Consider the following 14207-nt stretch of genomic DNA (forward strand, 5'->3'; position numbering starts at 1 on the left):
TTTCACATATATAATACCGCAATAATAAAAAAAAGGCCACTGGACAAAACGTCCAATGGCCTTTTTGAATAGCTGGTAAAACAGCTTACTTCAACAGCAGCATCTTCTGGATCGCGGTATTTGGACCCGCTTTGATCTTGGCGATATAAACGCCACTACCAACGCTGCGGCCCATATGGTCCTTAGCATCCCACTGGACACTATAGCGACCCGCTGTATAATGCTGGCTCACGAGTTGACGAATCTCCTGCCCTATCGCATCGTAAATAATAATCGACACATCTGTATTCGTGGGCAAATCGTAGGAAATCGTCGTCCGTGGGTTAAACGGATTGGGATAAACAGCCGACGCAAACTCCGTGGGCAGGTTGAAACGCGCGCCCAACAGCACCTCGATCGGATTTGAACGGTTCACCGTCCCATCCAGATCAATCTGCTCGAGAACATAATAAACGATCTCAGCAGCGGGAAGGCTGATATCCTCAAACATATAATCCATCAACTGATCGGTCGTACCAGCACCGGCGATAAGCTCGCTGACCGCCTCGTAGGTCTCTCCATCTATACTGCGAAGCACGCGGAAACCCGCATTATTGGTCTGCGAAGCCGTCGCCCAGTTGAGCACCACGCGGTCTTCGATCACCGAACCGACAAATGACGACAACTCAATCGGCACCTGCTCGTCAAACTGAACCGTCACCTCAACAGCAGACATGCCATCGGAAGCCGTCACCTTGACAACAGCCGAACCCAGACCGGTCGCCGTCAACTTATAGACATTGAGCATATCCATTTCCGGGTGGCCATCGACCATCGCCGCACCTTCTACTTCATGCGAAAAAGTAATCTTCGAACCCTCGGCAAAGCCCAGAGCCGTCACCTTAATCACAGCTTCGCCACCGCGCGGAATCGTCGCAATATGCGCAGACACCTCCAGCCGCGGACCGAAATTGTACATCACCGGCGCGGGAAGCGTCACCATCGTCGTCTCGCCAGAACCGAGAAGCACGGTAAACGACGAAACACCAACCGAAAACGGCACAGCCTCGGCACCCGTCATCAGCTTCAGCGTACCCAGAAAACCATCGGGCAGCATCATGCCTTCCTCGGCACCAATATCGACCTGATTATCGGCAATACCCAGCAGCGTCATACCCTCAGCGGGCACAAAATCCTTAATCACCGCTGCCGCAGAAGGCTCAACCATCGCCGATTCATCTGGCGTAATCGTAAACACGATACTCGCACCGCCGATAGCGCCTTCCACTTCGGCATCACCCACAAACACCTCGATGGCAATCTCTTCATTGGCACCCGCACTGGCCGCCATCATGCCATCATCCATCATATTCATCATATCGCCGACAACGGCATCCAGGGCGGGAAACTTCACCGAGACAAATTCAACGACCAGTTCACCGGTCGTCGTCATACCATCAGAAGCCGTCACAGTCACAACAGCCGGAATACCCGCCGTCAACGTCAAGGTGGCACCATCCACCTTCTGCTCGACATTAAACTCACCAGCGATCTTCACATCAAAGGTAATCGTCGCATCGGCGGGGAAATTCACAGCCATAATCACCGCATCCGCACTGCCACCGACCGGAACCTTAACCGGACTCTCGCCGGACAGCACCAGCTTGGGCGCGACATTAAAACTAATCGTACTCATCATCGCCATCATCTCTGGCGCAATAACATCGCTCGACGCTGCGCTTTCGGCAAGCGTAACCGCCTTAATGCCCAGGTAAAATTCCTTACCCGTAACATCTGCCACCGTAGAAAACTCCGCACGTCCAATAAAACCGGACTCCGGCAGAGTAACAGGCGCAGTACCTGCGAAGTTTACACCCGTCGCCTCGGGAATCGAAAACAGAAACGCACTATTCTCGACCTTATCGAGCTTCAACTCTTCGGCTTTAAAATCAAACTCGATCTTCACACCGACCAGCGACGTAGTCACGCCCTTGGCGAAAACCTCAACGGCAATTTTTGTACCCTCTCCAGAGACATTACCAGAATGAACGCCATCGTCCATCTGATTGCCTGCCCCACCATCGGTAATCAAATCAATCGTCACCGTCGCATTTGCATTGGGACCTGCAGAGGCCTGGCCTGCAAAAGCGAAAAATGCAAGGGCAGTAAAAAATAACAATCCTTTTTTAATCAACATTTGCAAGACTCCTTCGCTGAAAACTACTCCTTGTAAGTTCTAAGGGGACAAATAAGGGGCGAGGCAGACCCTCGCCCCTACCGAATTACTTGAGCAGCATCAGCTTCCGCACATCCTGGAACTTCCCTGCCGAGATCTGGTAGAAATAAATTCCACTCGAAACCGGCATCCCGCGATCGTCCATACCGTCCCAACGGACCTGATAACGACCAATCGACTGCGATTCAGCAGCAATCAGCGTCCGCACGACCTGACCCACCACATTGTAAATCTGGAGCGTCACATCGGCAGACTCGGCCAATTCATATCCGATCGTTGTATCGGGGTTAAACGGATTGGGGAAATTCTGGAGCAGTGCAAACTCTGTAGGCGTCGTCTGGATATCCAGCACACCGCCAGCCAACGGATTGGCGAGTTGCTGCGGGTCAAAGACCAGACCCTCGGCAATCTCGAACCGCGCATTATCTTCAAAATCGCGCAACACGCGGAACACCAACCGAACAATATCGCCACCGCCTGAAACCTCCGAGCCATTCACAATCGCATTCATCACGTGAACCTGCCCGGCCTCGGGCGACCAGCTACTGAACAGCGGGGTCTCGCCACCTGCTGTCAGCAAATCCTCAGCAGCCGGCATCGCTTCTACAAACTCAAACCTCTCGGCATCGTAGTTAAGCACAAACCCATAACCCATCAGAGCCTGCACATTGGCCAGAGACACATCCACAAACATATTCTCGCCAACCACTACGCGATCACTGCCCAAACGCAACGAGAACTCGGCATTCTCATTCACGCCGAGAATAGGCGTAACCAGAGACTTGCCAGCCGGACCTGCTGCTTCCTTGCCATAAGAGCCAAAGAACAGGATAAAGTCCTCGAAATTGACCATCTTATCGTCATTCAAATCAGCCTGAACAAAGACTCTCCAATTCTCGTGCGTCTCGTCTGTATTAAACGCCATCGTAAAGGCCACAAAATCTTCAAAGTCAACCGTCAGTGGCGTCATAGCGCCGTGCCTATCGAGCTTCACGATATAAACGGGACCACCGTCTGCATCCACAAACGGCTTACGCGTCGGAATAAGCTCGACCACCAGCGGAATACTCGGCGTCATATTCGTACCGTCCATCGCCGTCACAGTCACCAGCACCGCGGGCACACCCTGATTAATCAGAGACTCGATCAACTGAGCCGGAACCTGGAAAGTGCTCAAACCAGCGGGAACAATCCCGATATCCAGCATCGCATCTTCGCTGACACCACCTCTGACCAGATAGCCCGTCACATGCGGAATGGTAATCCCGTGACCGCGATACATCACGACATCCATGCCACCATCATCGGCGGACATCGTCCAGGTAACCACACCGGTCTCTGCATCGGCGGCAACATCGGTCACCATAGCAGGGGCTGTATCGTCAATCGCAGCCACCATACCTTCCGTCGGCGTAATCGGAGACGAAACAATGGGGTGTCCACCCGTGCGGATATTCTGCGGAACAGCTGCATTGCCACCGATCAAAACACTCAAATCGGGATCCAGCGCCGCAAACACCACATTCCTGCCGCCAACAAGCGCATTAATATAATCAGCAGAAGGCATAAACATCTCGGCAAGCTCATCCTCGGTCACAACCAGATTGGGATCCAGACCCAGGAACTGAGCCAACTGTTGCACGCTCTCCTTGGAGAACACGCGCTTGCCAGCAGGCGTAATCTCTGCCGAATCCATACCCTTCTCGGCAGCAACGCCCCAGCGAGTCGCCATCGCATCAGTCGTCGGAACAACCGCGCGCGTCATACCTTCTTCATCATCATTATCCATCGCATCGACAACAGCCCAGGGAACCCACTTTGCCATCGGCGTATCGGTCGTCACCACATTGCCATCGGCATCCATCGTGGTATTCACCATCATCTCGCGATAGATGCGATACTGACTCACATCAGCGTGATTCGCAGAATTGGCAAAACTCACCATCACATAGTGACCGTTATCCCCTTCCTGATCCTGCACAACCACACTTGCAGGCGCAGCGGGCAGTGCCTGTTCGAACGACACCTCAACCGCAGACGTCGTAACACCTGCGCCAGAAGCCGTCACCGACACACTAACCGTACCAGTGGCCGTCAGCGTCAGAACATTGCCGTCCGCCGACGCTGTAAGATAAGGATGGTCCGCCGGATCGACATTAAACACAATCTCGGCACCTTCGGGGAACCCGGTCGCAACGACCATTGCCATTGCACTGGGAACCACAGCCTGCGGAACCATAACATCAGTCGCATCTGAACCCACAGTAGGCATCGCCCGGAACTTGACAGCAATCGCCTCAGTCGTCATCCCACCGGCAGAGGCTGTCACCATCACATCAGCACCCCCCTCACCGCTCGCCGTCAACGTCACCATATCACCATCGGTATTGGCGGTAACCGTAGCAGTGCCAGAAGTCCTGCTTATCATATAAGTAACAGCACCTTCGAGACCCGTTGCCGAAACCGTCACCGACGCTTCCCCACCCTCGGGAATAATAACATCAGCGGGATCGGGATCCGACGACAGATAAGGATCGGGATTCATAAACGTAATCGTCAGCGAGGCAGAATCCGTACCATCGGTAGCCGTCACCGTCACTGTGCCAGCCGAAGCCGTCGTAATCATCAGACCGGAGGCATCTTCCACAGCCTGAAAATCAGTAGTAGCTGTATAAGTATATTTAATCTCAGCACCTTCGTCAAAACCAACAGCCATCACCGACGCAGAAGCCTCGGCACCAAAATCAGCAAACGTCACCTCGGTGCTCTCAGTCTGTAGTTCTGGCGGAGGCTTTGAAAAAACAACCGTAACCGGATCGAGCGCAACGCCGCCAGCCATAGCCGACACCGTCGCTGTACCATTGCCCGTTGCGGACAACGTCACCGTGTTACCATCTTCCGAAGACTCAACCCCGTCGGCCGCTACGGTAAAAGTAACCGCTTCATCCCCGGTATCCATCGCCGTCACCGTCGCCATCGCCGTCTCGCCGTGGGGAACCGTAACCTCGGTTGCACTGGCTTCAAGGAAAGGCGAGAACTGGTTGATCATCAAAGGATCACCGGGATCCCCAGCCACTTCCCCAGCCGTCGTAAACACACTCATCGAAGCAACACTGATGGAAAATCCCGTCGTTCGCGTAACACCGGGACCCGCCGTAAACGTCACAGAGCCAAAATTGCCATCTGCCAACATCATAGGCAGACCGGCAACCACAACCTGCATACCAGACGTCTCGGTCGGGACGATATTCAAACCCTCAGCAGGCATCCCACCTGTAATCCCCGCTGACCCGGCGGGATCAACCGCAAAAACGATCTTAGCACCGGCTATTTGTCCCATCAGCGTGGGAATAGCGACATCGACGACAATTTCATCGCCTGCGCTAACCTTATTGACCACGGACTCGCCGCCACTCATCAGAGAAATCGTCAAATCAATCTCATTGAACGCGACCATCGCAGATATGGGAAGGGGAACCATCTGAACAGCACCGCCAACAACCGCGGTGCCCTGTGCCCCCGTAATACCAATGGAAAATTCCATACCCGTTACATCTGATTGTGTGGTAAAAGTCAAAATGGCCTCTTCCGGCACCGTCAGTGTTCCACCTGGCGGAGCGGGTATGGTAAGCGTAGCACCCGTTGCAGCATCGGCCATGAGAAGGCCAGCAGGCACACCAGTAAGCTTTACAAGAGACGGATCAAATGCAAAGGAAACATCCAGGGCACTGACAGAAGCAAGCAAAGGATTACCGGCAATACCCATTGTGGTAACTTTAACCATAATGGCCGTTCCCGATCCTGAAACCATGCCTTCAGTGCCATCCTCACCTGGAACGTGCGAGAGCGAAACACTCTGCGCAGAAGCCTGCCCTGCAAACATCAGCAATGCCAAAGCAGTCATAAACAAAAGACTTTTTTTCAAAAACATTCCAAACTCCTATAGTTGAAAAATGGACAGGGAAGCCCCCTCAAATAGGAGACTTCCCGATCCATCGGCGAATTACTTGAGCAGCATCAGCTTCCGCACATCACTGAACTTCCCGTCTGCCGAAATCTGGTAGAAGTAAATTCCACTCGAAACCGGCACACCGCGATCATCCATACCGTTCCAGCGAATCTGATAGCGACCCGCATTCTGCGCCTCGGAAGCGACCAGCGTCCGAACCACCTGACCCAACACATTGTAAACCTGGAGCGTCACGTCGGCGGACTCGGCCAAATCGTACTTAATGGTCGTATCCGGGTTAAATGGATTGGGGAAGTTCTGGTGCAAAGCGAACTCTCTGGGCGTGCTCTGGAGTTCCAACACACCCGCGACCACCGCCGGGTTCTGAAGCTGACTCGGGTCAAAGACCAGACCGTCGGCAATTTCAAACCTGGCGCTATCCTCAAACTCGCGCAACACGCGGAACACAAACCGGACAATGTCACCACCGCCGGAAACCGCTGTGCCATGCACCACGCTGTTGACAACTTCAACCTGACCGTCGGCAACAATGTGGTGGAACAGCGGGGTTTCTCCACCTGTTGACTTGAGCAAATCCTCGTCGGCAGGAGCCACACTCACGAACTCGAACTTATCGGTTTCGTAATTGAGCGTGAACCCATACGCCATCAGAGCAGCGACATTGGCAAGCGACACATCGACAGCCACCAACTCGCCGGCAACCACGCGCTCACTACCCAGACTCAGCGAGAATTCAGCATTCTCGTTTATGCCGGGAGCCAAAACAATAGGCTTGGTTGCAGGACCAACAGCGGTCTTGCCCCAGGAAGTGATGAACAGCGCGTAGTCAGACGAATTAACCGTGTCATCGTCGTTGACATCGGACTGGAAGACACTCTGATCATCCGGATTATCAGTCCTGGTCTTACCCCACGCAGCACTAAAGAGCGCGTAGTCATCCGAACCAACTGTCATATCAGCCAAAGAGACGAGATAAACGGGATCGCCATTGGCATCGACAAACTTCTTACGCGACAGTTCAGCAGGTGCCTCGACAAACGTGACGGTAAGCTCGTCCGTCAAATACACACCATTCGAAGCCGACACCGTCACAGTGCCTGCCGCAGCCATGGTAATCATCAACCTGGCAACGCCATCGTCATCTGCCGCCACGGGATCCATCGCTGTACCGTTCTTCGTAAAGGTAACCATATCGCCAGCATTATAGCCTTCGGCTGCGACCGTTACCGTTACATCACCATCGGCGGGAATCTCAACATCGTTACCGGCTTCATTCACATTGCTACCGGGCACCCAGAGCGTAAGCGTGGGTGTCAAAGGAGCAGAAATAGCGAGCCTCACAGAAGATCTGATGTTTTGGCTTCGGGTATCGCCTTCCATTAAATCTTCATTATATACCTTGACCCGAACCGTCTGACTGCGTCTATTGTCAGGGGCTACGAGATCATAGCTATTACCACCCTTCTCGATCTCCTCTACCACTAGAGCGAAGTCTTCGATAGAGGGGACGCCATCAATCTCGACAGGAATGCCATTCTTATACTCGAAGGCATTGTCTTTCACCCGGGTATCCAACACCGCCAGAGAGTCTTCAGCAGTTTCTGGATCAGCCTTAAAGGCTCTCACTGAGGCATTGCCGTGTTCATCGATCGGGACCACCCGGAGGGTGTAATCGCCCCAAATCTCTTGTGCAGCACCTTCTACGCCTTCTTCCCAGGCGGTTATCTCAAACCCGGCGAAGTCGGCAGCACCAACGTAGAGATTTTCGATTGCGCCATCGAATTTCGGTACTGTTGTACCACCGTCACCGGCATTTCGATGCTCAACCAAAATCTTCACCTGGTCAAGAGCCATGTTCGACTTGGCCATAACTGTGCGCTTACCGAGTACCCAATTATCGTCAAGCGTGGCCATACCGTCTGGATTGTCGGCATCATCCATCACACCTTTACCTTCAAACCATACGGACTCGGCAGCACCGTCTGCGCCCCAGGCACTGATACGCACCTCAGCCGCCATAGTGCCATCCTCATCTATATTCTTATAGATCAGAGCATCGCGGCTTGTGTTAGACGCAGCATCGTGATCAACTGTCTGAATCTCCAGAATAAAGGCCTGACCAGCAATCACGGAGTCTGCAGCAGTCTCATTAGTCTCCGTAATAGCAGTCATATTTGTGACCTTAAACATATTCGCCATCGGATTGTCGAATCCCGCATTAAACGTCATATTTGCAGAGGAATCCGCAGGCGTGATGAAAACATTCCCCGCGAGATCTCGAAGGAATATCGTCATCGAATATGCCTCATCCTGATTTAAGCCATCAGAGAATGTGACCTGAGTTTCACCCTTTTCCCTAACATCATCAACCTCTTCCTTGACAATATCGCCATCTGAAGCCGTGAAGTTAACCGCAATTGAATCTACGGATTCCTTCAGCGTAAGGACCGGATGACGCGTAGCATCGTTAATCTGGTCATCATCAAGGAGACGGTTCTTGGGGAACCACTCTGTAATCTTTGGAGGTGCGTCATCGTGCGTAACACCGGACATCGTCGCTTTCATCTTGTTACCCAATAGATCGGTCACTATAACAGCGACTTCGATCTCTGTACCGGCTATATTAGCGCTCGACGGGATGTAGTCAGTACCCTCATATTTGTCCTTTTCATCCTTTTTAGGAGAACTAAGACCTGTCGTGCTGATAACGATTGAGTCCATTACAGCACCCGAGGCAAAGGTATTCTGACGTTCAGCACCGATTTCTAACGTATCCGCTCCGACTGCAAACACCTCGATCTTTGAAAGATCTTCATTCACAGCGATTCGCAGAGGATTGAGGTGATCATCTACATTCTGACCCTCAACAGTACTTATCATATTACCTGTAAAGCGCATGTTATAATCATGGGCAAACGCACTGTCGGGATCCGCAGATGGATACAGGAATGAAATACTCGGCTTCTTAGAATCCACTGGAAAACTGGGTGAATTCTTAGCAGCAGTGTTGCCAGCCTGATCTATTATCACTACAGAAACCAGTGCCGCCCCGCTATCTATCGGATACACGGTATCTTTGTTTCCGATACCCTCTACAAAAGCGGCGATTTTACGCTTGAACAGGTTGTCAGTCACTGTCCAGGTGTAACGCAATGAATCTGAAGCCAGTTGATTGACCTTAATACTTGAAAAGTTTCCTTTAGCAGGTGCTGCTTGACCAGCGTGATTGATGCCGTTAATATTCGCCGTAGTAGTTTTTAGCTCGAGCCGCGCCTTGTTTCTGAAAACATTGCCGCTGGCACTAACCTTGACTGCTACGCGAATCTCGTCATCAACTACAGCAGGAACGTTGCTACCATCTATCGGAACACCATCTATCGTGACAGCAATGTTAGAAACAGCAGCGGCTGTAGGCTTACGGTTGTCAATGCGTATATACTTCCCATCACCGACGGTTCTCTCCGCTGCGTTCGGAACAACTTCGTTCAGAGCTGCGGGATCATCAGAAATCATTGTGTCTATATCATTACTTGCGAGCGTGGTTGGACCCCCAGTATGGGCGAACTCAGCAATCGCATACACGCCAAAGTAATGACCGGGAACTGGACCTTTGTTTGCCGGCACCTGGAGCTTAAATTGGAACGCGTCCTGGGCGGCTACATAAGCGATTCCACCTCCAGATCCCGCTTTCCTGAAGTTAAACCCGCCTTCTTTCTCACTAATGCCCGACAAAGTTAAAACATTACCAAGTTGCGCAAAAGCGCCAGTAGCTGCATGTGCTTCGTCGGCGCTCGCCGTATCTCGCAACGAGACCTTAATGCTGGTAAAGTTCGTCCAGGGAAACGCTATGCCTTCGACGCGTCTCACCTGAATTGTGACTGCGTTGTTTTTCACCGGCACCCAGGTGTTCGCTGCTCCTGGGGCGGTTATTACAACACGGAAACCCTTAACATCACCAGCAGTGCGGGTTCCTACGGGAATAGTGAGCGTACTCATAACATAGGAATCCGCCGAGGCAGTCACCGTAATTTTCCCCCCTGCATTTGCAACATTACCAGGAATCTCCAATACGGTAGTTCCGCTGCCTTTGGGGGCGACAGTGGCAGGATCCTTATTAGGATCATCCGCCAGAGGGATTGCCAACATAATGGTCTTAGCGCCAGAATCCCTAAATGTTCCTTTGTCAGTTTCCAGAGTCACAGTCACCATGCCCGAACTCGCAGAGAGATCTCTCATCTGGACAGCCACTTTCACGGTAGTAGTCTGGGCCGTGTTGGCTTTATTCAAGCTGGGCGGATTGGTAGTAGCCGTGAGCGTTCCCAAAGATGAATCATCATCTATGATTCCGATCGTCACTTTGCCAGTACCAAGACCAAGGGCACTACCAGTCAATACGACTGACCTGTTCGTAAATACCTCATCATTTGATGGGTCAATATTTACCATGGTTGAGCCTGTGGTCTCGGGACCCACTATCGTAATTGGACCCGACACTGACACTGCTGTCGCCGTCGCCTCATCGCCCATTATCTCGTGGGTCAATGTCACCACCACCGTAACCCCAGCATTCAGGTCGTCAGACAGCGTCGCAGTCACTTCGACATTTCTCCCAGGAGCATTTTCTTGCAGATTGGAGATATCGGACGAAAGTGTAAACGCGTCTGGACCCACATCATCATCCGTGATAATCAGAGTCTCGGTGGTTGATATTCTTTGGGTCGGGGGAGTCGCATTAGGAGCATCCACTCCTGTTACGGCGGCCACGACAACCTCCCTCGTGCCCGAATCGACATCATCGTCTGGCAACGAAATGGTCAACGTAGTAGCAACACTTATATCGTTTGCGGGAACTTCAACAGCCTGTGATGTAGCAACCGGAACCCCGTCAATCGTAGCACTCACAGTCACGGGCGTGGCGGCAGTAGTGCTAGGGCGATACGCGAACGCCACCGTCACAGCCACCATCCCATTGCCTCCCTCCCGCAATTCTGCAGGATCAAGCGTAAGGGTCAGGGACTGATCTTGATCATCATCCACGACGGTCACATTCACCGAATTACTGGTTACTCTTGCGTTTCCTGCACCAAATGCGGCGGACACGACGATCGTCCGATCGCCCGAATTGACATCATCGTTCGGCAATGTAACAGTCAGAGTACCGGTGGCTTCACCGTTGGTGGTGTCTATCGAAAGACCATCCGCCACCGCATCAGTTATTGGGATCCCATTAATAGTGGCAGTCACTGTCACAGGTGTTGCCGCGGCAGGGACAGGCACTAACGTCACACTCACAGCCAAAGCCCCAGCGTCCCCCTCCGTAAATTTGTCAGGATCAACAAAAAGGGTCAGAGTCTGCTCATCATCCTCGAGGGTCAGTTCTGTCATGCCATTTACAAAGCCTGCCAAACTGGCCGTCGCCGTCGCATCTCTATTTCCCTCATTGTTATTATTGTCCTTCATGATGAATGACAGTTCGGCGTTGGTAGCACCAACGGCGATGTTTCCGGTAGCACTACCGGCACCAACTTCTATTTTTAGAGGCTTATGAGCTACCACGTCATCATCTGTAGTACCATCATCAAACACCTTCGTGAACTCAGCGACGGGATCAAAACTTACAGACACAGTCACCGCGTCATCGAAAGCATCCGCACCAGCAACAATAGCAGTACGAACACCACCAGGATTATTCTGTTGCAACGTCACTGCCACAGTCGCCGTTACCGTTGTACCCTCTCTAAATCCAGTTGCTCCACCACCTGGAGTGACAGCAACAAGTATGGTGTTCTCGTCATCGACAATTGGTATCGCGATCGAGCCAGATGCATAGCCTGCCGCTGTAGCGGTCACTTGAGCTGTCTCATTGTCCGCATCGGCATCACGGGGTGCCGTAATATCTATAGTACCTGCGAATGCGGCAGTCGAAGCAGCATCTCCTACTGCAGTAATAGACGTTGACCCAATTTGGCTCCCATCAAGCAGGGTAGCAGACACTGCTACCTCTACAGTTACACCTTCAGCAGGGGCAGGAGATAACGTCACAGTTACAGGCACGGTCGATCGTACCTCTTCAAGTACGCCGCGAGTAGAAGCGTCAGGCTCGTTGTTGTTGTCTTCGTCTACGCCTGGCAATGTTATAGCATTAAGATCAACTGTAACATTGATTGAGTTTTGTGCAAAACTATCTGGCGCTCCGAGTCCAATCATCAACAGCAGAGCCGCCAAAAAGCCAATTGTTTTGTGAAAATTCATCCTTCGACCTCCTAAAAAAAAGTCAGGATCGAGTAAATGATTGTTTACGAACGTTTTAATTCTACTGCGAAACTGCAACCTCTCGCGCTGTTGTCCGCGTTGTTTGAGACCGGACCCCAGAACAGGGTGAGAGCCGCGATCTTTGCGACCCAGCGGAGAAGCACTACCAGATTCCAAATTTATATCCCTCCCTTCAACGAACTTGTTTTCATATTCTTTAATTCCTCTAAAAACAACAATTTACGAACACTTATGAACTAGCCATTTTATTCGAGTACCTCCTTCCAAAAACAGCCTAACACACACCAATGCAACATCCTCACAATTGCGTTGAGGAGCAATGCGTTAGGAAAAAACAATACCCCTTCTGTTTTGTTTAACGTTTGGTTCATGGGAACTGCTCCACCTTAAATATATGACGGGCTAATTATATGCAATCAAAATGGTAGTGTCAAGCGTTTTTTCTCTGATAATGATATGATAATAAAAAAGAAACGCAAAGGCAATCAGAATCAGGATTTACGGGATTAAAGGATGGGCAGGATAAAGGCAAAGGCGAAAGGCAACCACAGATGAACACGGATGAAAAGGCAAAGGCGAAAGGCATCCGCAGATGAACGCAGATATACACAGATAAACGTCAAAGGCGAAAGGCATTGGTAACAGCCGTGAAAATGCTATCGGGATCGAGACCGCCGCGCAGCCGCAAATAGTGTTGATCGCCAGACACGCCTTTTGTACTGCCCTCCGGCAGGCTAAATGGCAACAGCGCGGCGCGGTCTCCCGACAATTGCGCCAGACAAGACCCCACGGCTTCGCCCAGGCCGCCGATGGGTCCGTGCTCTTCGAGCGTACACAAAAGCGCGCTCCGTCGCGCAGCCGCGATGACATAATCCGTATTCAGCGGCTTGAGAAATGGCACACTCGTCACCCCCGCATCAACGCCCTGCTGGGCGAGCTGATCGGCGACCTGCAATGCAGTTTCCAGCATCCCACCCGTACTGAGCAGGATCACATCGTCCCCACCTCGCATCTCGATCACCTCTCCCATCTCAAGCGACGGAATCCCATCGTGCAAAATCGCTTCGCCCGCCTTGCCCAGGCGCAAAAAACCCGGACCCGGATGATCGACCAGCGCACAGGTCAACGCGCGAACCTCCAGGGGATCGCCCGGCGCAGCCACCACCATATTCGGCAACGCCCGCATCACCGCCAGATCTTCAACCGCGTGATGGCTATACCCCTGGGCACCATAAGCCACACCCCCTCCGACAGACACAACAGTAACATTGCAATCGTGGTAGCAGACATCATTCCTGATCTGCTCCAGACAACGCAACGTCGGAAAATTTGCAATAGAATAGCAAAACGCGACATAGCCGCCCTGCGCCAGCCCGGCTGCAATACCGATCATATTCTGCTCGGCAACCCCCACATTTATAAACCGGTCCGGAAACCGCTCGAAAAACGGCTCCAACACAGAATAACCCAGATCCCCGCACAACAAAAAGATGCGATCATCCTCATCAGCCAGTTCCAGCAGCGTATCAATAAACATCGTCCGCATCACCCACCCCCCACCTCTCGCAGTGCTGCGGCGAGTTGATCGTCGTCGGGATTGCGGTAATGCCAGAGCAAATCGTCCTCCATAAAACTCACACCCTTGCCCTTCACCGTATGCGCGATCAACGCCAGAGGACAATCCGCACGCGCATCCGCACCGTGCAAAGCATCGTCAATAGCGACCAGATCGTGACCATCAATCTCCAA

General features: G+C 52.2%; 5 protein-coding genes. All 5 read right to left on the reverse strand.

Annotated features, from left to right (window positions below; genetic code table 11):
• Positions 1 to 85: 85 nt before the first annotated feature.
• Entirely contained in the window at positions 86 to 2176 is a 2091-nt protein-coding gene (locus tag OXH16_18005; protein ID MCY3683295.1) for a T9SS type A sorting domain-containing protein, read from the reverse strand.
• Between the two features lie 85 nt (positions 2177 to 2261).
• Positions 2262 to 6146 (reverse strand): T9SS type A sorting domain-containing protein, encoded by a 3885-nt coding sequence (locus OXH16_18010; protein MCY3683296.1) that lies wholly within the window; start codon positions 6144 to 6146, stop codon positions 2262 to 2264.
• A gap of 72 nt (positions 6147 to 6218) precedes the next feature.
• Complete coding sequence (locus OXH16_18015) at positions 6219 to 12437, reverse strand: T9SS type A sorting domain-containing protein (GenBank protein ID MCY3683297.1); 6219 nt, start codon at positions 12435 to 12437, stop codon at positions 6219 to 6221.
• A 640-nt stretch (positions 12438 to 13077) separates the two neighbouring features.
• Positions 13078 to 14004 (reverse strand): transketolase, encoded by a 927-nt coding sequence (locus OXH16_18020; protein MCY3683298.1) that lies wholly within the window; start codon positions 14002 to 14004, stop codon positions 13078 to 13080.
• On the reverse strand, positions 14004 to 14207 hold a 204-nt coding region (locus OXH16_18025; protein ID MCY3683299.1), incomplete at its 5' end, for a transketolase. The genes OXH16_18025 and OXH16_18020, both read right to left, overlap by 1 nt.

This window comes from Gemmatimonadota bacterium (genome assembly GCA_026705765.1).
In the GTDB taxonomy this organism is placed as follows: domain Bacteria; phylum Latescibacterota; class UBA2968; order UBA2968; family UBA2968; genus VXRD01.